This window comes from Altererythrobacter sp. H2 (assembly GCF_035319885.1).
Lineage (GTDB): Bacteria > Pseudomonadota > Alphaproteobacteria > Sphingomonadales > Sphingomonadaceae > 34-65-8.
Genome location: NZ_CP141285.1, coordinates 1,222,778 through 1,242,630 on the forward strand (window position 1 = coordinate 1,222,778; position 19,853 = coordinate 1,242,630).

The 19,853-nt window shown below is 63.3% G+C and carries 25 protein-coding genes and 1 tRNA gene; 18 read left to right on the forward strand and 8 right to left on the reverse strand.

The genetic code is table 11. From position 1 onward, the window contains the following. Positions 1-54 precede the first annotated feature (54 nt). The 15 genes from rplN to U4960_RS06300 all read left to right on the forward strand — a co-directional run bounded on the left by rplN (position 55) and on the right by U4960_RS06300 (position 10,934). On the forward strand, positions 55-423 hold the full coding sequence (gene rplN, locus U4960_RS06230; RefSeq protein WP_324262703.1) for a 50S ribosomal protein L14: 369 nt from the start codon (positions 55-57) through the stop codon (positions 421-423). Further along, positions 423-743, forward strand: a complete 321-nt coding sequence (rplX, locus tag U4960_RS06235; RefSeq protein ID WP_324262704.1) for a 50S ribosomal protein L24 — start codon at positions 423-425, stop codon at positions 741-743. Before rplN ends, rplX begins: the two co-directional genes overlap by 1 nt. Continuing rightward, on the forward strand, positions 736-1,317 hold the full coding sequence (gene rplE, locus U4960_RS06240) for a 50S ribosomal protein L5 (RefSeq protein ID WP_324262705.1): 582 nt from the start codon (positions 736-738) through the stop codon (positions 1,315-1,317). Before rplX ends, rplE begins: the two co-directional genes overlap by 8 nt. Before the next feature lie 26 nt (positions 1,318-1,343). Beyond that, complete coding sequence (gene rpsN, locus U4960_RS06245; protein WP_324262706.1) at positions 1,344-1,649, forward strand: 30S ribosomal protein S14; 306 nt, start codon at positions 1,344-1,346, stop codon at positions 1,647-1,649. 11 nt (positions 1,650-1,660) lie between these two features. Beyond that, the gene (rpsH, locus tag U4960_RS06250; protein ID WP_324262707.1) at positions 1,661-2,056 is read left to right on the forward strand and encodes a 30S ribosomal protein S8; all 396 of its coding nucleotides are present in this window, start codon (positions 1,661-1,663) and stop codon (positions 2,054-2,056) included. After that, positions 2,056-2,589: a 50S ribosomal protein L6 gene (gene rplF / locus U4960_RS06255; RefSeq protein ID WP_324262708.1), complete on the forward strand. Its 534-nt coding sequence runs from the start codon at positions 2,056-2,058 to the stop codon at positions 2,587-2,589. Before rpsH ends, rplF begins: the two co-directional genes overlap by 1 nt. Before the next feature lies 1 nt (position 2,590). Beyond that, entirely contained in the window at positions 2,591-2,935 is a 345-nt protein-coding gene (rplR, locus tag U4960_RS06260; RefSeq protein ID WP_324262709.1) for a 50S ribosomal protein L18, read from the forward strand. Continuing rightward, a complete protein-coding gene (rpsE, locus tag U4960_RS06265; protein ID WP_324262710.1) occupies positions 2,935-3,729 on the forward strand; it encodes a 30S ribosomal protein S5 in 795 nt (264 codons plus the stop codon). The genes rplR and rpsE overlap by 1 nt, the downstream gene beginning before the upstream one ends. A 5-nt stretch (positions 3,730-3,734) precedes the next feature. Beyond that, positions 3,735-3,920: a 50S ribosomal protein L30 gene (rpmD, locus tag U4960_RS06270; RefSeq protein ID WP_324263072.1), complete on the forward strand. Its 186-nt coding sequence runs from the start codon at positions 3,735-3,737 to the stop codon at positions 3,918-3,920. 69 nt (positions 3,921-3,989) lie between these two features. After that, positions 3,990-4,526, forward strand: coding sequence for a 50S ribosomal protein L15 (rplO, locus tag U4960_RS06275; protein ID WP_324262711.1), 537 nt, complete (start codon positions 3,990-3,992; stop codon positions 4,524-4,526). Between the two features lie 117 nt (positions 4,527-4,643). Beyond that, the gene (secY, locus tag U4960_RS06280; protein WP_324262712.1) at positions 4,644-6,008 is read left to right on the forward strand and encodes a preprotein translocase subunit SecY; all 1,365 of its coding nucleotides are present in this window, start codon (positions 4,644-4,646) and stop codon (positions 6,006-6,008) included. A gap of 43 nt (positions 6,009-6,051) precedes the next feature. Beyond that, a complete protein-coding gene (locus U4960_RS06285; protein WP_324262713.1) occupies positions 6,052-6,696 on the forward strand; it encodes an adenylate kinase in 645 nt (214 codons plus the stop codon). 61 nt (positions 6,697-6,757) lie between these two features. Then, positions 6,758-7,504 carry an SRPBCC family protein gene (locus tag U4960_RS06290; protein WP_324262714.1) on the forward strand — a complete coding sequence of 249 codons (747 nt, stop codon included), beginning with the start codon at positions 6,758-6,760 and terminating at the stop codon, positions 7,502-7,504. A 451-nt stretch (positions 7,505-7,955) separates the two neighbouring features. Beyond that, a complete protein-coding gene (locus tag U4960_RS06295) occupies positions 7,956-9,131 on the forward strand; it encodes a tyrosine-type recombinase/integrase (protein ID WP_324262715.1) in 1,176 nt (391 codons plus the stop codon). Positions 9,132-9,173: 42 nt separating this feature from the next. After that, positions 9,174-10,934, forward strand: a complete 1,761-nt coding sequence (locus U4960_RS06300; RefSeq protein WP_324262716.1) for an AAA family ATPase — start codon at positions 9,174-9,176, stop codon at positions 10,932-10,934. 241 nt (positions 10,935-11,175) lie between these two features. Here the strand turns inward: U4960_RS06300 and U4960_RS06305 are convergent. Next, positions 11,176-11,251: transfer RNA gene (locus U4960_RS06305), tRNA-Lys, on the reverse strand. Then, entirely contained in the window at positions 11,242-11,775 is a 534-nt protein-coding gene (gene folK, locus U4960_RS06310; RefSeq protein ID WP_324262717.1) for a 2-amino-4-hydroxy-6-hydroxymethyldihydropteridine diphosphokinase, read from the reverse strand. Before folK ends, U4960_RS06305 begins: the two co-directional genes overlap by 10 nt. Before the next feature lie 22 nt (positions 11,776-11,797). Here folK and U4960_RS06315 point away from each other — a divergent pair, with 22 nt between their 5' ends. After that, positions 11,798-12,472, forward strand: coding sequence for a uracil-DNA glycosylase (locus tag U4960_RS06315; RefSeq protein ID WP_324262718.1), 675 nt, complete (start codon positions 11,798-11,800; stop codon positions 12,470-12,472). Here the strand turns inward: U4960_RS06315 and aguB are convergent. The 3 genes from aguB to U4960_RS06330 all read right to left on the reverse strand — a co-directional run bounded on the left by aguB (position 12,445) and on the right by U4960_RS06330 (position 15,100). Then, positions 12,445-13,308: an N-carbamoylputrescine amidase gene (gene aguB / locus U4960_RS06320; RefSeq protein WP_324262719.1), complete on the reverse strand. Its 864-nt coding sequence runs from the start codon at positions 13,306-13,308 to the stop codon at positions 12,445-12,447. The two genes, U4960_RS06315 and aguB, sit on opposite strands and share 28 nt — an antisense overlap. Before the next feature lie 11 nt (positions 13,309-13,319). Next, the gene (locus U4960_RS06325) at positions 13,320-14,084 is read right to left on the reverse strand and encodes an SIMPL domain-containing protein (RefSeq protein ID WP_324262720.1); all 765 of its coding nucleotides are present in this window, start codon (positions 14,082-14,084) and stop codon (positions 13,320-13,322) included. Positions 14,085-14,176: 92 nt separating this feature from the next. After that, a complete protein-coding gene (locus tag U4960_RS06330; RefSeq protein WP_324262721.1) occupies positions 14,177-15,100 on the reverse strand; it encodes a class I SAM-dependent methyltransferase in 924 nt (307 codons plus the stop codon). A gap of 115 nt (positions 15,101-15,215) precedes the next feature. Between U4960_RS06330 and msrA the strand changes: the two genes are divergently transcribed. Continuing rightward, the gene (gene msrA, locus U4960_RS06335) at positions 15,216-15,752 is read left to right on the forward strand and encodes a peptide-methionine (S)-S-oxide reductase MsrA (protein WP_324262722.1); all 537 of its coding nucleotides are present in this window, start codon (positions 15,216-15,218) and stop codon (positions 15,750-15,752) included. A 52-nt stretch (positions 15,753-15,804) separates the two neighbouring features. On the opposite strand, the gene U4960_RS06340 is transcribed toward msrA, so the two are convergent. Both U4960_RS06340 and U4960_RS06345 read right to left on the reverse strand, forming a co-directional pair. Continuing rightward, a complete protein-coding gene (locus U4960_RS06340) occupies positions 15,805-16,692 on the reverse strand; it encodes an OmpA family protein (protein WP_324262723.1) in 888 nt (295 codons plus the stop codon). 183 nt (positions 16,693-16,875) lie between these two features. Then, complete coding sequence (locus U4960_RS06345; protein WP_324262724.1) at positions 16,876-18,108, reverse strand: RsmB/NOP family class I SAM-dependent RNA methyltransferase; 1,233 nt, start codon at positions 18,106-18,108, stop codon at positions 16,876-16,878. Between the two features lie 55 nt (positions 18,109-18,163). Between U4960_RS06345 and U4960_RS06350 the strand changes: the two genes are divergently transcribed. Further along, on the forward strand, positions 18,164-18,322 hold the full coding sequence (locus tag U4960_RS06350; RefSeq protein ID WP_324262725.1) for a DUF1674 domain-containing protein: 159 nt from the start codon (positions 18,164-18,166) through the stop codon (positions 18,320-18,322). 76 nt (positions 18,323-18,398) lie between these two features. Here U4960_RS06350 and U4960_RS06355 read toward each other — a convergent pair whose 3' ends face one another. Then, entirely contained in the window at positions 18,399-19,799 is a 1,401-nt protein-coding gene (locus U4960_RS06355) for a cytochrome P450 (protein ID WP_324262726.1), read from the reverse strand. Between the last annotated feature and the right edge of the window lie 54 nt (positions 19,800-19,853).

Below are 19,853 nucleotides of genomic sequence, written 5' to 3' on the forward strand. Positions count from 1 at the left end.
CGATTAGGAACTGCCGGACTGGTTCCGGCAAGCCAGAGAGAAGGAAACGGATCGATGATCCAGATGCAATCCAATCTCGACGTCGCGGACAACAGCGGCGCAAAGCGCGTCCAGTGCATCAAGGTACTGGGCGGGTCGAAGCGCCGGACTGCATCCGTTGGCGACGTGATCGTGGTTTCCGTCAAGGAAGCCCAGCCGCGCACGAAGGTGAAGAAGGGCGATGTCCATCGCGCTGTCATCGTGCGCACCCGTAAGGAAGTGCGCCGGGCTGACGGGACCGTGATCCGGTTCGACAGCAACGCTGCCGTGCTGGTCAACAAGAACGAGGAGCCGATCGGCACCCGTATCTTTGGCCCGGTGGTCCGTGAACTGCGCGGCCGCGGGTTCATGAAGATCATCTCGCTTGCGCCGGAGGTGCTGTGATGGCTGCCGCAAAGATCAAGAAGGGCGACAGCGTCGTCGTGCTCTCGGGCAAGGACAAGGGCCGCACCGGCACCGTTCGCCAGGTCATGCCGAAAGAAGGCAAGGTTGTGGTCGAGGGCGTCAACGTGGCTGCCCGTCACCGCAAGCCGAGCCAGGCCAACCCGCAGGGCGGGATCGACCGGTTCGAGGCGCCGCTGCACCTATGCAAGGTTGCGCTGGCCGATCCCAAGTCGGGCAAGCCCACCCGCGTGCGGTTCGAAACCAAAGACGGAAAGAAGGTCCGCGTGGCCGTGAAATCCGGGGAGACCATCGATGGCTGACACCTATACCGCCCGGATGCGGAGCCGGTACGATGACGTCATTGTTCCGGCGATGACCGAAAAGTTCGGCTACAAGAACCGGCTTGAAGTCCCCAAGCTCGAGAAGATCACGCTCAACATGGGCGTGGGCGAAGCGAGCCAGGACAAGAAGAAGGTCCAGACCGCTGCCGAGGAAATGGCGCTGATCGCTGGCCAGAAGCCGGTCATCACGATTGCCAAGAAGTCGATCGCCCAGTTCAAGCTGCGCGAAGGCATGCCGATCGGATGCAAGGTTACTTTGCGCCGTGAACGCATGTATGAGTTCCTCGATCGTCTGGTGACGGTCGCGATGCCCCGCATTCGCGACTTCCGTGGCCTGAACCCGAAGAGCTTCGACGGCCGTGGCAACTATGCCATGGGCCTGAAGGAACAGATCGTCTTCCCCGAAATCTCCTACGACAGGATCGAGAAGATCCGGGGCATGGACATCATCGTAACCACCACGGCGAAGACCGACGACGAAGCGCGCGAGTTGCTGCGCCTGTTCGGATTCCCGTTCCCGGCGGAAGCGTCGGAAGAGAAGGAGGCGGCGTGAGCCGCTAGCAGAGGAACTTAAGTCCAATGGCGAAACTGAGTTCGATCAACAAGAATGAGCGTCGCAAGAAGCTCGTGAAGAAGTATGCCGCGAAATACGCGAGGCTGAAGGCTGTGGCTGATGATGAGTCGCTCGACGAAGGCGAACGCCTGGTCGCGCGTCTCAAGCTGGCGGAAATTCCCCGCAACGGCAATCCGACCCGCGTGCGCAACCGCTGCAACACCACCGGCCGCCCGCGCGGCTATTACCGCAAGTTCGGCCTTTGCCGCATTGAATTGCGCGACCTCGGCAACAAGGGCCTGATTCCCGGCCTGACCAAGTCGAGCTGGTGAGGATCTAGACGATGGCATTGACCGATCCCCTGGGTGATATGCTCACCCGTATCCGCAACGGCCAGCGGGCGAAGAAGGACTCCGTCCTTTCGCCGGCCAGCAAACTGCGTGCAAACGTGCTCGAAGTGCTCCAGCGTGAAGGCTACATCCGTGGCTACAGCGAAGACGCTACCGGCAAGCACCCGGCGCTGCGGATTGAACTGAAGTATTTCGAGGGCGAGCCTGCAATCAAGCATGTCGCCCGCGTCTCCAAGCCTGGCCGCCGGGTCTATTCGGGTTCGAAAGAACTTCCGGTGATCCGTAACGGCCTGGGCATCACCATCGTCTCGACCCCGCGCGGGGTGCTCTCGGATGCCGAGGCCCGTGCGCAGAACGTCGGTGGCGAAGTGCTGGCGGAGGTGTTCTGATGAGCCGCATTGGCAAAAGACCCGTTGCGATCCCGGGCGGTGTTACCGCCTCGATCGAAAACGGTACGCTGAGCGTGAAGGGTGCCAAGGGCACGCTGACCCTCGGTCTGTCCGACCTGGTCGAGTACAAGCTGGAAGACGGCCAGATTTCGATCACACCGGCGAACGACACCAAGGCTGCCCGCAGCCATTGGGGTATGCAGCGCACCATGGTCGCTAACCTGGTCGAAGGCGTCACTGACGGTTTCACCAAGGTGCTGGTGATCAAGGGTGTGGGTTACCGTGCAAGCTCGCAGGGCAAGACCCTGAAGCTGCAGCTCGGTTATTCGCATGATGTCGACCTCGATGTGCCGGAAGGCCTCGAAGTGAAGACTCCGGACCAGACCACCGTGGAGATTTCCGGCATCGACAAGCAGGCCGTTGGCCAGTTTGCCGCCGAAATCCGCCGCTGGCGCAAGCCTGAGCCCTACAAGGGCAAGGGCATTGCCTATCGCGGCGAGTACATCTTCCGCAAGGAAGGGAAGAAGAAGTAAGATGGCAAAGCTTTCCCTCTTCGAACGTCGCCGTCGCCGCGTGCGCACGGCACTCCGCAACCGGGCCGGTGGTCGGCCGCGCCTGTCGGTGCATCGCACCGGCAAGCACATCTACGCGCAGGTCATCGATGACGCTGCCGGCAAGACGCTGGCCGCTGCTTCGACCCTTGGCGCCGCGAGCTCGGGCGCGAACGTTGCTGCTGCCGCACAGGTGGGCAGGGACATCGCGGCTGCTGCAAAGCAGGCCGGCGTCACTACCGTCGTGTTCGATCGCGGCGGCTTCCTGTTCCATGGCCGCGTCAAGGCGCTGGCCGACGCCGCCCGCGAAGGCGGGCTGGAGTTCTGATGATGGCTGACGAAAACAACACCGAAAACACCGCCGGTCAGGCGCCCGTGGTCGATAACGCCGGTGAGACGCCGGTGGCCAATCTTGCTCCCAGCGAGGCTGGCGAAAGCCAGTCGCCTGCCGGTGGCGATCCGTCGGAACCCCGCCGTGGCCGTGGCCGTGGCGGCGGTGGCGGCGATAACCGTGGTGGTGGTGGTGACCGCGGCCGTGGTCGTGGTGGTCGCCGTGATGACCGCCGTGGTGGTCGTGAGGAAGAAGACGACGGCATCATTGAGAAGCTGGTCCACATCAACCGCGTCTCCAAGACGGTCAAGGGCGGCAAGCGCTTCGGTTTTGCGGCGCTGGTCGTGGTTGGCGACGGGTCGGGTCGGGTCGGTTTCGGCCACGGCAAGGCACGCGAAGTGCCTGAAGCGATCACCAAGGCAACCGCTGCGGCCCGCAAGAAGATGATCCGCGTTCCGCTCAAGGAAGGCCGCACGCTTCACCATGACGGCAACGGCCGCTTTGGTGCAGGCAAGGTGACCGTGCGTTCGGCTCCTCCGGGTACCGGCATCATCGCCGGTGGTCCGATGCGCGCCGTGTTCGAGAGCCTGGGCGTGGCAGACGTGGTGACCAAGTCGGTCGGCACCAGCAACCCCTACAACATGATCCGCGCCACCTTCGACGCGCTCGTCAACCAGACTTCGCCGAAGTCGGTTGCGCAGCGTCGCGGCAAGAAGATCGCGGACCTGCTCGGTCGCGGTGGCGCCAGTGCAGCCGAGGCGGAAGCTGACGCTGCCGCCCTGGTGGAGTAAGCATGATGGCTGACAGCAAGACCATTACGATCAAGCAGATCGGTTCGCCGATCCGCCGCCCGGCCGTCCAACGCCAGATCCTGATCGGGCTCGGCCTGAACAAGATGCATAAGGTGGTGGTCCGCCAGGACACCCCCGAGGTCCGCGGCGCCATTGCCAAGGTCCCGCACCTGGTCCAGGTGATCGACTGACAATCAAGCGCTCCCCCGGTTTCGGGGGAGCACCTTTCCAGCGCGAATTAAAGCGAAAGCGAGTGCGACATGAAACTGACTGACCTCCGCGACAATCCCGGTGCCCGCAAGACCAGCGTTCGCGTTGGCCGTGGTATCGGCTCGGGCAAGGGCAAGACCGCAGGCCGCGGCCAGAAGGGCCAGAAGGCGCGTTCCGGCGTGGCCGTCAACGGCTTCGAGGGCGGCCAGATGCCGCTCCACATGCGCCTGCCGAAGCGCGGCTTCAACAACCCGTTTGGTAAGGATTATGCCGAAGTGAACCTGGGCATGGTCCAGAAGTTCATCGAAGCGGGCAAGCTCGACGGCACTGCTGTGGTCGACCATGCGGCGCTCAAGGCCGCTGGCCTGGCCCGTGGTGGCAAGGATGGCGTGCGCCTGCTCGCCAAGGGTGATCTGACTGACAAGGTCAAGTTCCTCGTTGCCGGTGCCTCGAAGGGCGCAGTGGCCGCTGTTGAGAAGGCTGGCGGTTCGGTCGAAGTGATCGAGCTTGGCGCGCCTGAGCACGAAAAGAAAGCGGCTCGCCGCGAGGCCAATCGCGAGGCCAGCAAGGCCAAGAAGGCCGGCTAATCGGGAAAAACGGGTAACGGGGGTTCGACAATCGGACCCCCGCTCCCTATTTAGCCTTCCTGAGCCGGGAGGGGTTCCCTGATCTCCGGCGCCAAAACCAGGATCGAAGATAGTCCGATGGCATCACGCGCCGATAACGTTGCGAGCAATCTGAGCCTCGCCAACTTCTCCAAAGCCACCGAGTTGAAGAACCGGATCTGGTTCACCATCGGTGCGCTGATCGTTTTCCGCTTCCTCAGTTTCATTCCGCTCCCCGGGGTCAACCCGCTGGTGCTGGAAACGCTGTATGACCAGGCGCGCGGCGGCATCCTCGACATGTTCAACATGTTCTCGGGCGGCAGCCTTGAGCGGATGAGTCTCATCGCGCTCGGCGTCATGCCTTACATTACTGCCTCGATCGTGGTGCAGATGGCGGCCGCGCTCCATCCCACGCTGGCGGCGCTCAAGAAAGAGGGCGCAACCGGGCGGCAGAAGCTCAACCAGTACACCCGCTATGGCACGGTTTTCCTGTGCGTGATCCAGGGCTGGTTCCTCGCTGCGGGCCTTGAGGCCTATGGCGCGCAGAGCGGGCTTCAGGCCGTGGTCCAGCCGGGCTACATGTTCCGTGTTGGCGCGGTGATCAGCCTGGTTGGTGGCACCATGTTCCTCCTTTGGCTGGGTGAGCAGATCACCAGCCGGGGGATCGGCAACGGTGTTTCGCTGATCATCATGGCGGGTATTGTCGCCCAGTTCCCGAGCTTTACCGGCAACATGTTCAGCGGTTACAGCGAAGGCTCGATCGGGACCCCGATCGTGATCGGCTTCATCGCCATGATCGTGATCCTGATCCTGGTGATCAGCTATTTCGAGCGTGCCCAGCGGCGCTTGCTGATCCAGTATCCGAAGCGCGCGACGCAAAAGGGCATGATGCAGGCTGACCGCAGCCATCTGCCGCTCAAGCTCAACACGGCTGGCGTGATCCCGCCGATCTTCGCCAGTTCGCTGCTCCTGCTGCCTCTGACCATCAGTCAGTTTGCCGGCAATACGGTCAACACGGACTCGACCTTCGGCGGCGCGATCGTCTGGCTGAACCAGTACCTCGCCCATGGCCAGCCGATCTATATGACGCTCTATGCCATCGGCATCATCTTCTTCTGCTTCTTCTACACGGCCGTGGTATTCAACCCGGAAGAAACGGCGGAGAACCTGAAGAAGAACGGCGGGTTCATCCCCGGCATCCGTCCGGGCAAACGCACTTCCGATTATCTCGATTACGTTCTGACCCGCATCACCGTGATTGGTGCCATCTATCTGACGCTTGTCTGCGTGGTGCCGGAATACATGATCGCCCAGACCGGCATTCCGTTGTTCCTTGGCGGCACCAGCCTGCTGATCGTGGTCAACGTTACGGTCGACACCATCAGCCAGATCCAGTCACACATGCTGGCACACCAGTACGGCGACCTGATCAAGAAGGCGAAGCTCAAGGGGCGGATGCGCTAGTCCGGTCATCCGGGCAGACGCCGCGTTCACGGGGGACACTGCGATGAACATCATTCTGTTGGGCCCTCCGGGTGCAGGCAAGGGCACGCAGTCAGCGATGCTGGTCGAGGAGCGCGGCATGCGCCAGCTTTCCACCGGCGATATGCTGCGCGCTGCGGTCAAGGCAGAGACCGAGGTTGGCCTCCGGGCCAAGGCCGTGATGGAGCGCGGCGAACTGGTGTCAGACGAGATCGTCTCCGCCCTGATTGACGCCGAACTGGCCGCCATGGGTCCGGAAACCGGCGCGATCTTTGACGGTTACCCGCGGACCGAGGCGCAGGCCCGCGCGCTTGACGAAATCCTCGCCAGTCACGACCGCCAGCTCGACTTCGTGATCGAGCTGGAAGTGGACGAGGATGCCCTGGTTGACCGGATCACTGGCCGTTTCACCTGCGCCCGCTGCGGCGAGGGTTACCATGACCGCTACAAGCTGCCGCGTCAGGAAGGCACCTGCGACAAGTGCGGCAGCCACGAATTCAAGCGCCGTCCGGACGATAACGAAGAAACCGTCCGCACCCGCATGGCCGAATACCGCGCCAAGACCGCGCCCATCCTGCCGCTTTATGACGCCCGCGGAATTGTTCGGCGGGTGGATGGCATGGCAGCCATCGATGCGGTGAAGCAGGGCGTCGATGCCATCCTCGATTGAGTGTCGCTAGCGACAGCTCTCTGACGCTTGCTGCCCGGGCGGCAGGCGTTACAAGGGCGGCATGACCTTCCGCACTCTGCTGGCCACCTGCGCCGCGCTCGTCCTGTCCGTTCCCGCCATGGCTGAAGTGGTCCAGCAGGCACCCGATGGCTTCACCACGCGTGACAGCGTGGTGGTGAAGGGTACCCCTTTCGATGTGTGGCAGACGCTGATTGCCCCCGCCGGGTGGTGGAACAAGGCGCACACCTGGTCCGGCAACCCGGAAAACCTCTACATCAGCGCGCAGGCTAATGGATGTTTCTGTGAACTCCTTCCGCCGCCAGAGGGCGCGCCGGAAACCATTCGGCGGGGCAGCGCCCAGCACATGACCGTGGTCCAGGCGGACCCTGGCAGGGTCTTGCGGATGCGCGGCGGGTTGGGGCCCCTCCAGAGCGAGCCCGCCGAGGGCGTGCTGACCATCGCGTTGGCCCCTGCGGAGGGCGGCACACGGATCGTGTGGGAATACGTCGTCGGCGGTGCGATGCGTTACGAAGTGCCGGTTATTGCCAAGGCAGTCGACGGTGTCATGAGCGAGCAGCTGCGCGGCCTAGCGAAGGCGCTTGGGGCAGTCGAGGTCCAAGGCAAGACCGAGGGCGAGAACGAGAACGAGAAGGAGAACCCGGGCGAAGCTGAGGGAGGGCCGGCCGGGAAGTCAGAGGCCAAGCCTTCCACCACAGCCAAACCGGCGCCACCGGCTGAAGGCAAGGATGCCAAATCTCCGAAACCCAAGGTGGAAGACGCCTTCGAGGATCTGGCCGGCGAGGAATGAGCGCCGGCATTCGCAGCCATGCCACCACCCGATATGACGCCGGTCGATGCAACACTGATCAAGGATTCGCGCCAGACGCTGCCGCTTGAAAGCGGGGCCTGACACCACCCCCACGGCTACCACTGTGCTTTCATGAGATGCCCTTGGGGCCCGGCCGCATCAGGGGGCAATGGGAATATCCACCAAGCCATTGAAAAGGTGGTGAGCCCGACAGGATTCGAACCTGTGACCCGCTGATTAAAAGTTTAACGCATGGCATGTGCGTGCACTTACTTCAAATTGCGCTGATGCCCTCTAAGTGACTGTATCAAAATCGATAACGTTCTACGCACTCTACTGCTGGATCCTCGAAAGTACGTCGCTGTTCGTTCTGGCGTGGTTGCTATGTGGTTGCCAAGCTTATTGCCGGATCAGCTGATCCGGCATAGTATGGCAGCTCGGAGACTGGGGCATGCCGCGCATTACAAAATCCTTTGTCGAATCCTTACCTTTGCCCAAAGGCGCTCCGATCTTCGCCTGGGACGACCGGGTATCGGGGTTCGGTGTGAAGGTCTTACCCAGCGGTAAGCGCAAGTACATTCTCAAATACCGGACTCAGGGAGGACGTGCTGGAAGGCAGCGTTGGCTTGGTCTGGGACTGCATGGTTCGGTCACAGCAGATCAGGCCAGAGCACTGGCACAGCGTGCTCTTGCGTCAATTGCAGAAGGAGGTGATCCTCAAGCGGGTCGCAGGGAAGCGGCGACTCTTCCCACACTCGCTGACGTATGGCAGCGATATGAGCGGGACCATTTGGGACTCCGGAAAGCATCCACACAGCGCAACTACAGAGCGATCTGGGATGACCGCCTCGGGCCCGCATTTGGCAAACACGCGGTTCGAGAGATTGGCCGTGGGGCTATTGATGCCTTCCATAAGAAACTGTCGGCCACTCCTTATCAGGCCAATCGTACCCTTGCGCTGTTATCGAAGCTGATGAATCTGGCGGGTGCCTGGGAGTGGCGAGAGGGTACCAACCCCTGTCGGCACATCAGTAAATTTCAGGAACGTCCGCGGCAGCGGTTTCTCAGTGTGGACGAGATAAGCTCGGTGCAGGAAGCAACCGCCAAGCTGCTGATCCAAGGTAAAATCACTGTCCATGCGGCAAGTATCCTTGAGCTCCTTCTGCTAACTGGCGCTAGGTCGGGTGAATTGACCGGCGCACAGTGGGATTGGGTCGACTGGGATCGGCAAATAATCTCGTTGCCCGACAGCAAAACCGGAGCAAAGACAATCTACCTTTCGAAGGCGGCTATGGGAGTCCTCCGTGAGCAGCATGCTCGGTCGCATTTTCAGCCATATATCTTTCCCGGGCGGTTGGCTGGTAAGCACATCCACAATCTTCGCAAGCCATGGGCACTGATCTGTAAAGAGGCCGGCTTGGATGGTGTCCGTGTGCATGATCTACGGCATACCTCGGCAAGCCTGGCGCTTGGATCAGGTGTCAGCCTAGCCATCGTGGGGCGCCTGCTCGGGCATACCCAGGCCCAAACTACCTTGCGCTATGCGCACCTAGATGCGGATCCCGCGCTCCAGGCTGCTGATGCTATTGGTCAGATTGTTCAGCGAGGTCGCGCGTCAAATAGGTAAACTGAGGGCGCCAGGGTTTTAGTACAGGGGAAGGATCGACGGTTGCAGACCTATAGGCAGACCTTTCTCCTCGCTCTTGGTGTGGGATTCTTTGCGGGCGGCACGTTTGGGTACGTATTTTTTGGTGACCCAGTGCCAGGTGCCCTGGTGGGCGGAGCAATAGCGTTTGCTGTGATTCTGGGTTGGAGTTCCTACGCTGAGCGGGTTGCGACTAAGCGTGACGCGGCCCAACGGAAAGAGATCCTGCATATGCTTGCCGATGTGGGAATTGGCCAGCAGCATGGCGGCCAAGTGGAGCGGCCCAAAGCTAAAGCGCCCGCTACTGTAAATGACCAAGCTGGAGAGGCGCTGACGAGTCTTAAGGAATACGAGCCTGGAGAGCTTATTGCGGGAAAGTACCTAGTTAAGCGCGTAATTCAAGGAGGTATGGGGCGCGTCTATGTTGTTGATTATGAATCAAAGACCATCGTCCTGAAGGCCATTCGGTCAGATCGCGGAGACCTGGAGCAATTTGCCGAAGAGGCCCGTACTTGGGTAGGCATCGGCCGCCATGACAACATTGTATCCGCGCAAGCGGTAACCGACTTCGCGAAGCGCAAGGACACGGCTGAGACCTTGATCCGGCGGCACTTCATCGCCGACTGCCGTGTCGATTACGCGAAGACCGCGAAGGACTTGGAGCACGCGACCGCCGCGCTGAACAGAGAGTCAGACGCCGTCACGGCGTTTAGAGAGGCTGCGCGCGAGCTACGGCAGCGCATACGAACGCACGGCCCGGCCGCCGAAGTGATCAACAATTTGATAGCCGCTTACCTCGGCCACGGGGAGCTGACGATCAACCCCGTCGACGGGGGCTACGAGCTGCAACGGCATGGGACGCCCATCTCCGGCGTCCCCAGCGAAGGTGAAAAGACCGCCATCGCGATCTCCTACTTCCTGTCGTCGATCGAGGCTGACAACCGGAAGCTCAAAGACGTCATCGTGGTCGTCGACGATCCCGTGTCGAGCCTCGACACGAAAGCCTTGAACTTTGCGTGCTCACTCGTGCGAACACGCCTCGAGAAGGCCGCTCAAGTGTTCATTCTGACCCACAATCTTCAGTGCATGAATGAGTTTAGGAAAGCGTGGAAGGGCAAGGTGCGGCCCGCCGAGGGCAAGGTGCAGACAGCGACATTCCTTTTCATCGACGTCGCTATCCCGGAAGGGCAGCGGCGGCGCTCCTCGACAATTATCGAGATGTCGAGGCTGCTCCGTGAGTATGATTCTGAATACCACTTTCTCTTCAGCCACGTGCTCCGATTCGTGAACGAACCGGATGCATACGACGACCACGGCTACATGATACCCAACGTGATCCGCCGGGTGCTGGACGTGTTCCTCGCCTTCAAATGCCCAGGCGGCGGCGGTCTTCCAAGCCAGCTCGACAAGCTAGTAAGCGATTATCCGGCGCTGGACCGCGAGCGCCTCGCTGGGCTCGAACGGCTCACCGTCTTCTATGGGGCTCGCGTTGCTTACCAAGATGGTGCAGCTGCCATGCTTGGCCGCCAGTCGCTCCGCGAGCCCATATGCCCTGTCGAAGCCTGGTCTGATCTCATATCCGCCAGAGAATGGTGGTGCATATTCGGTGTCACCTATCGCCCAGCAGATCCGATATTGCTCGCGAACCTGAAGCTCCCTTACCACGCATTCAGCAGCGCGGAGGGCGGCGCCACTTGCTTCAGGAGCGGTTGCACGAATTCGGTGATAGACGATGCATGGGTACAGCTTTTCGCTCACAGCAGCCAGCTCCTGAGGTTAAGCTAGGCCGGTTCAACCATAGCGACCAAACCGAGTCTCACTGCGCAGGAATGAATGGTTGCGTAGCAATGCGAGCTGTGGCCGCGCTTATACGCGGCTAGGCTGTTCTCCTCAAGCGCGAGTACGCCTTGCCTGATCCGATCACCACCCCAAGCCACTGAACTGTGACCCTTGCAACGCCGTGGTTGCTATATGGTTGCTGAGATTAATGCAGCCTAAAAAGCATCGTGCTAAGACTTTGAAAACGTGGTGAGCCCGACAGGATTCGAACCTGTGACCCGCTGATTAAAAGTCAGCTGCTCTACCTACTGAGCTACGGGCCCGACCACGGGGCGGCCTTAGGCAGGGGGCGCGGGCGGGTCAAGCGGGCGTGAAGCTGGCGCAGTGAGAGCCCGGTGAGCGGATCGCGCCAGTCGCTCGCCACGGCCAGCGCCGGACCGAGCACGAAGCGGCGCTCGCGCAGCCGGGGATGGGGGATCGTCAGGGCCTGTGAACCATGGCTGCCACCCGACCACAGCAGGATATCGAGATCGAGCACGCGCGAACTCCAGCGTTGCCCTCCGTTCCGCCGACCGAAGCTGCGCTCGATCTGTTTGAGCCGATCCAGCAATGCGGGCGGGGCAAGCTCTGTTTCCAGCACGGCCACGGTGTTGGCGTAGCGCCGCAGTGACGGGCCGAGTGGTGCGCTGCCGACTGTTGGCGCTGCGGCGGTGACATGACCGAGCCCTGCCAGACTAGCCTTGGCAGCATTGATGACTTCCACGGGGCCGCCATGGCGATGGTGCGGGCGGTTGGAGCCGAGCCCGATCAGGTAACGGTTCAGGGTGGGGCGGGTTGCCGGGGCCATCGCTGCCGACTAGGCCAGAGCGATGGTTTTGCAAATGCCCCTCGCGGACAGCGAGCCGCCGCACGATTGCCCGCTCTGCCCGCGTCTGGTGGCCCTGCGGCGGGAACTGGAGCAGGAATATCCCGACTGGTGGAATGCGCCGGTGCCGGCCTGGGGCGATCCCGCAGGGTGGCTGGCCATGGTCGGCCTGGCACCCGGCAAGCACGGGGCCAACCGCACCGGGCGGCCCTTTACGGGTGACTATGCGGGGGACCTGCTGTTCGCGACGCTGGCGAAATTCGGCTTCACCCGCGGCTCATACGAAAGCCGGGTCGATGACGGGTTTTCGCTGCAGGGCGCAATCATCATCAACTCGGTCAAGTGCCTGCCGCCGCAGAACAAGCCGACGCCAGCCGAAATCGCCACCTGCCGCCGGTTCCTTTCCCGGCAGGTGGAGGAACTGCCGCAGGTGCGGGTCTACGTGGCGCTCGGGCGGATTGCGCATGACAGCTTCCTGACCACGCAGGGCCTGCGCAAGGCAGCCTATCCGTTCGGCCACGCGGCGCAGCACGAACTGCCGGATGGGCGCTGGTTGATCGATTCCTATCACTGCAGCCGCTACAACACGCAGACCGGGCGGCTGACGGCCGAGATGTTCGAGCAGGTGTTCGAACACGCGCTGGCGCGGCGTCAGATGTCCTCGGCAATCCGCCCGTAGAGCTGCGGTCGCCGGTCACGGAAGAACCCCATCCCGGCGCGGTGGATGGCAGCCTGATCGAGGTCGAGCGTCGCCACCAGCACCCCGCTTTCCTCGCTTGCGAATTCGCACACCATGTCGCCCCATTCGTTGGCGATGAAGCTGTGGCCGTAGAAGCTCTGTGCGGCGGGGGAATCGCCCTCGCTGCCGATGCGGTTGGCGGCGATCACCGGCATGCAGTTGCTGACGGCATGCCCTTGCATGGCGCGGCGCCACATCCGGCTGGTGTCAAGATCGGCGTCATAGGGCTCGCTGCCGATGGCGGTGGGGTAGAACAGCAGCTCGGCCCCCATGAGCGCCATCACCCGGGCGCATTCGGGGTACCACTGGTCCCAGCAGATGCCGACGCCGATCCGGGTTCCGCAAACATCCCACACCTTGAACCCGTCGTTGCCGGGGCGGAAATAGTACTTCTCCTCGTACCCCGGCCCGTCGGGGATGTGGCTCTTGCGATAGGTGCCCATGATCTCGCCGCGCGGGTCGATCATCGCCAGGGTGTTATAGTAGTGGTGCCCGTCGCGCTCGAAGAAGCTGGTCGGGATGGCGACCTTCAGCTTCGCCGCCAGCTTGCGCATGGCGATGACGCTCGGGTGCTCGGCCAGCGGGCGGGCGAGCGCAAAGAGCGTCTCGTCCTCCACCTTGCAGAAATAGGGCCCGGAAAACAGCTCTGGCGGCAGGATGATGTCCGCCCCGCGCGCGGCGGCCTGCTCGACCAGTTCCGACACGGCGTCGATATTGGTCTGCTCGTCGTCAGAGCCGAGGCCAAGCTGGAGGGCGGCGACAGTGATTTCTCTCATGGCCGGTAGCGTTATTTAGCCTTCAGGGCGAAGTCCACCTGGATCGTAACATCCGACCGCGTGCTTCCGACCATCATGCCCGCTCCGCCCTGCTCGGGCCGCGGTACGGCATTGACCGGAGGCGGAGGTGGAGCCATCGCGGCGGACTCGTAAGCGGCATCAGCCCCGCGCAGCCAGGTCTGGCCCTGGCTGCCGCCTGCATCGCGGATGTAGAGCACCCGCGCGATCTCCATATCGGCCGCCTCGGCATAGGCTTCCGCCCGCTTGCGTGCCGCCTTGTAAGCGCTGGCATAAGCGATGTTCGCAGTCGCCTCGGGATCGGACATCGACAGGTTTGGGCCTGATATGATGTTGGCACCTGCTTCGGTCGCGGCGAGGACCGCATCGCTCGCCTTGCTCACATCGCGGATGGTAACTTCGACCACGTTGCTGGCCTGGAACTGGCCCTTGCGGTCACCCCAGTCGATCCGCTGCACGTTGACCGCTCGCGTCTGGATGTCCGCTTCGGCAATGCCAAGTTCGCGCAAGGCGGCCACGATCTCGGTGATCTTCCGACCGTTCGCCTGGCTCGCCTCCTTGGCGGTGCGGGCCCATGTTTCGATGCCCGCCTGAAACTGCGCGCGGTCAGGCCGGGATTCGGCCTGACCGCTGGCGCTCACTGACAGCAGGGTTTCGCTGCGATCGACCCCGCGGGCATCGTCCTTGGCCGGGGCACAAGCTGCCAGCGAAAGCGCCGCGGTTCCGGCGAGAAATGTGCGCGCGTGGGTCCAGATCATGCTCAATCCCGTGTAACAATATTACACGGGATTGAGTTGTATGCGCTGAATGCCGCCTTAATCCCGCGATCGCAGGACGTCGTGGTGCGTGCTCAGGGACGCTTCTTGAACAGCAGCGTCATGCGGTCGCTTTCGCCCTTGTCCTTCAGGTCTTCGCGCTTGGTGGCCTGGACGGGGGGCATTTCCCACACCCCTTCGGGGTGATCGGCGGTGTCCATCGGGTTGGCGTTCACTTCGCTCGATCCGACCAGCTCGAAGCCGTTCAGCTCCATGAAGGCAATCACGTCGGCCTGGCGCAGGTAGCCCCGGGTGCCGTTGGCGTAGGACCATGGCGCATCGGCCTTGGCACGGTGCTGGACCACGCCGATCATGCCGTCGTCCTTGAGCAGTTCGCGCATCGCGCGGATTTCGGTGTCGGCGGTGCCGGCGCGGGTAATGCCGTGCAGGCTGCGGATGACGAGAATGCGGTCGAACGTGCCCTTCTGATCGTCCGGGATAGAGTCGAGCGTCAAGCCCGCGAATTTGTCGGCCGGAAGGCCGGTATAGCCTGCCACTTCCGCGGCAAAACCGGCGGCGGAATCGCGGATGCGCTGCTGACGGGCCGGGTCGCTGCTGGCGGTCAGCGGGTTGGCATAGATGCCGACAAGCTGGCCTTCTCCGCCCAGATAGTGGCCCAGCAGGCGCGAATACCAGCCGCCGCCGGGAGCATATTCACCCACCTTCATGTGCGGTGCGACATGGAAGAAGGCGAGCACTTCCCCCGGGTTGCGGAACTTGTCACGGGCGCGATCTTCGGCGCGGCTGGGGTGGTTGAGTGCGCCTGACAGGGCCTCGCCATGGTGCTGCATGAACATGGCGGGATCATGCTTCGAATGGTCCATTGCCTTGCCGGGTGCAGAACCGTGTGTCGCCGCATGGCCTGCGTGGTGGCCGTGGTTGTCGGCCATGGCCGGGGCGGCGAGAGCGGCCAGTGCGGCGGCGAGCGCGCTGGTCAGGGCGAAGTTCGTCTTGGTCATGGGGGTGTCCTCTCCGGTGGTCTTGTGGGGAATACGCTGCGCCCGGTTGTAAGGATGCAACCGGCGATGACAAGCGCCGAACGGAACCCTACATGGACCCGCGAAAGGAATTCCCATGGCAGAACAGCAACAGGCGATCATTGCAGGCGGATGCTTCTGGTGCACCGAGGCGGTGTTCCGCGACGTGATCGGAGTCAGTGAAGTCGAAAGCGGCTACATCGGGGGAAGCAAGCCCAGCCCGACCTACAAGGAGGTGTGCAGCGGCACGACCGGCCATGCCGAAGCGATCCGCGTGACGTTCGACCCTGAAGTGCTCAGCTACGGCGACCTGCTCGATGTGTTCATGGGCACCCACGATCCGACCCAGCTGAACCGGCAGGGCAACGACATCGGCACCCAGTATCGCAGCGCGATCTTTCCGCTCGGTGATGCCCAGCAGGCCGAGGCCGAAGCCGCCATTGCCCGCGCCAATGACGATCTTGGCGGCAAGGTCGTGACCACCATCGAAGGGCCGGCAGAGTGGTATCCGGCAGAGGACTATCACCAGGAATACTGGGATGGTGAAGGCCAGCGCAATCCCTATTGCCTCGCCGTCATACCGCCCAAGCTCGCCAAGCTGCGCAAAAGCTTCGCTGCAAAAGCGAAATCCTGAGGCACCCGGTTACCGGAAGGGGCGGGTCGCATGAGCCGCCCCTTCGCAGTTGTTACAGGCCGTCGACGCTCTTGCTGACGAGGATATTCACCGCCACTCGCCGGTTCTGCGCCTTGCCCTGAGCGGTGCTGTTGTCCGCCGCAGGATCGGCTTCAGCCATGCCGGTGGGCGTCAGCATCCGGTAAGGCTTCCACTTGCAGGCCTGCTGCAGGTAGTTGACCACCCGTGCGGCGCGCTTCTCGCTCAGTTCCTGGTTGAAGTCATAGTCACCCGTCGAATCGGTGTAGCCGACCACCAGCAGCAGCGCGTTGTCCATCGCTTCGGCCTGTGCCGCCGTGGCGCACAGTTCGGCCTGTGACTGGCCGGAAATGTTCCACTTGCCCGTGTCGAAGTAGACGTTGGTGGTGCCCTTGACGTTGTACTGGTCAATGTCGGCCACGCGGCTGCGAAGCGCGTCGGTCGCCGCGGTCTGCTCGGCAAAGCCCTGTTCGGTGCCGGTGCGGATCATCGTCGCGGTGCGCAGGTCCTTGGTTTTGAGCGCGATACGGCTGGCGATGAGCCCATTGCCCCATTGCACGGTCCGCACAGTCACGGGCAGGCCGTTGAGCAGCGCCTCAGGGGCAAGCCGGTCACGGTCAAGGCCGAACAATCCCTTGCTCGCGCGCACTTCGGTAGCCTCGCTCAGGAAGACATCGGTGGTGGTGCCGTCTGCATTGGTGACGCGCATCCGGTTGTCCTTGCGGGCGGCAATGAAGCCTTCCACTTCGGGGCCTTCGTCCAGCGCGGACAGGTCTGCCGGCGGCGTACCGTAAACCGTGGTGAAGGCTTCGTCCTGCGGCGGGGCCTGTTCCTGCGCTATCAGGGTGCCAGGCACCGCAGCGGGTACGGCCAGCGCGGCCAGCACAGTGAGCGCCTTGCGACGCGGGGACCTCAATGTCATTTGCTCTGCTCCTCGAATGGTCGAGCCGCGCGGCGGAGCGCACGACTTCCCTCGCCGGGTGTTCAGCGGCGCCTTGCTGGCGGATGAACGCTTTAAGGTTGCGGGAAAATCCGGGGGCCGTCCGGTCGGAGGCCGCGATGAATGGTTGTCCGGCCCAGCTCCTTTCCGGATTTTGCGTTCGGGTCAGATGCGCCAGCGGGCCACCAGGAAGCCGTCGAGCCCGCCTTGCGCCGCAAGCTGTCCGGGGTGGGTGCGAACCCAGCCTTCGGCCGTCGGGATGAGGCCGCAAGGCAGTTCTTCGGCCGTAATGGGCAGTCGTGGCAGATTGACACCGGCAGCCGCCTCCTCACCTTCCTCGCGCTCCAGCGAGCAGACCGCGTAGACCAGCGTACCGCCGGGTTTGAGCCATCCTGCGGCCCGTTCCAGCAATGCGCCCTGCAGTTCCGACATCTCCGCAATCTGGCGCGCACCGATCCGGTGCAGCACGTCGGGGTGGCGGCGGCAGGTGCCGGTGGCGGTGCAGGGCGCATCGAGCAGGATCGCGTCAAAGCGGTGCTTCGGTTCCCACTCCAGCGCATCGGCGCGCACGGTGGCGGCCTGCAGGCCGGTACGCTTGAGATTATCGCGTAGCAGGTCAAGCCGCCGCTTGCTCATGTCGAGTGCAGTCACGTTCCAGCCTGCAGCCGCCAGCTGCATGGTCTTGCCGCCCGGTGCTGCGCACAGGTCCAATACGTGCCGGCCCTCGCCTGCGCCCAGCAGCCGCGCAGGGATGGAGGCCGCGAGGTCCTGTACCCACCAGGCCCCTTCGGCAAACCCGGCGAGCTTCTCCACGGCTTCGCCGCGGGGCAGGCGCAGGTGGCCGGGGGCGAGGCTGTCCGCGGCGAGCTGGTTGGCCCAGTGCGCCGTTTCGGACGGATCGCGCAGCGCGAGATCAAGCGGCGGCGGCTCGGCGAGGCCGGGCGCGATGGCATCGGCCCACTCGCCCCAGCGTTCGCGCACGGAATCGGGCAGCGTGGGATGCGGGGGTAGGGTGGCTTCGCGCTTGACGAGAGTGGAGAAGACGCCGTGGGCCAGTCGCCGTGGGCCGCCGGTCAGCAGCGGCAGGCCGGTGGCGATCACCGCATGGGGCGGGGTATCGAACCGCAGCCATTGCGCCAGCATCATGCGCAGCACCATGCGCGGCTTGGCATCATCCGGCAGGGCGCGGGCGGTGGCGCTGTCGATCAGGGCGTCGAAATCGGTCAGCCAGCGCAGCGTCTCACCGGCGATGGCACGGACGAGCGCCCTGTCTTCCGGCCGCCGCACGTCGCCGCTGGCCGACTGGAACGCCTGATCGAGCGTCTCGCCCCGGCGCAGGACAGCGTCGAGCAGACGGAGCGCGGCGCGGCGCGCGTGGATGCCGGTAGGTTGTGCCATGGGGTGCGGTTAGGCGTTCTTGAAAGCAAGCGCCAGTGGGCGCATCTGTATGACCATGACCAAACGCGCCACCCGCCGCCCGGAAGGCTTCACCAAGCCTGCCCACTGGACCAACGACCCGCCGCCTGCTCCCAAGCCGGTCGCGCAGGACGAAGAGCTGAGCCCCACCCGCTATGGCGACTGGGAGCACAAGGGCATCGCGATCGATTTCTGAGAGTGCGCCCCCGCGCAGGCGGGGGCCTCAGTCGGTTCGGAACACGTTCGCTTGAGGTTCCCGCCTGCGCGGGAACTCAAAGCGGCCTGAACGTCACCTTCAGCCCGTCCTTCGGCTGCGGGATCGGCCAGGCTTTCCATTCCGGCGCATAGCCAGGCTCGATTTCGATGGAATAGCGCGTCAGCACCTGGGCCAGCAGGATCTTCACCTGCATGTAGGCGAAGTGGAGGCCGAGGCACATGTGCGCGCCGCCGCCGAACGGCACCCAGGCATATTTGTGCCGCGCGCGGACCTGTTCGGCGGTGAAGCGCATCGGGTCGAACTTTTCCGGTTCGGGCCAGTGCTCTTCCATGTGGTGGACATACTGCGTGTTGATCCCCACCGTCGTGCCGGCCGGGATGCGATAGCCGCCGAACTCGAAGGCCTTGAGCGCCCGGCGCGGCATCGAGGGCACTGGCGGGATCATCCGCAAGGCTTCCTTGAACGCCATCTCGACCAGGTCGAGCTTGCCGAGGTCGTCGTAAGACAGATCGCCGCCGCCGCCGGTCACTGCGGTGATTTCGGCCCGCAGTTTGTCCTGCCATTCGGGGTTCTTCGCCAGCAGCCAGATCAGCGAGGTCGCGCTGGAGGTGATGGTGTCATGCGCTGCCATCATCAGGAAGTTCATGTGGTCGACCACCTCGTCGACCGGCAGCAGGGTGCCGTCTTCACGGGTAGCGGTGGCGAACTGGCTGAACATGTCCTGCCCGCCGCCCTCGGCGCGTCGGCGTTCGGTCTCGCGGGTGAAGTAGTCGACCAGGAACTCGCGGCCCTTCACGCCCTTGCGCATCAGCGTGCCGGGCAGCGGCTTGCGGATCGGCGCGACCGAGGCCTGCACCATGTAGACAAAGGCTTCGTTGATCTTGTCCGCTTCCGGGCCCCAGGGAATGCCGATGAAGCTGTCCGCAGCCAGGTCCAGCGTCAGCTTCTTGATCGCCGGGTAGAACTCCATCGGAGACCCGCCCCAGGTTTTGACCCGTTCGGCAATACCGCGGTTGAGCGCCCCGGAATAGTGCCGCATCGGTTCCGGCTTGAAGGCGATCGACAGGGCGCGCCGGTCTGCCCGGTGATGGTCGAAATCCATCAGCATCAGCCCGCGCGGGAACAGCTGGTCGAGGACCGGGCCCCAGCCCTGTTCGTTGGAAAAGATCTTGTCGCGGTCGAACAGCACCAGCTCGTTGGCATCCGGGCCGACCAGAGCGACCTGCCAGCCGCCAAAGGCGCGGTTCTTGTAGACCGGCCCGTGGGTGGCGATCATCCGCTTCACGAATGCAGGGGGATCGGCCAGCATGGTAAAGGTATTGCCGACCAGCGGCCAGCCGCCATCGCCGGGGATGTGGGCCAGATCGGCCTCTGTGATCCGCCCTTCGCGCCAGTGGCGCGGGCGGGGCATTGCATCATCGGCTGCGGGCGAGTGGGGCTGAGCGAGTGTGGCCATGACGTCCTCTTACTGACTTGAATGTAAGTAACGTGTGAATGGCAATGCTCAAGC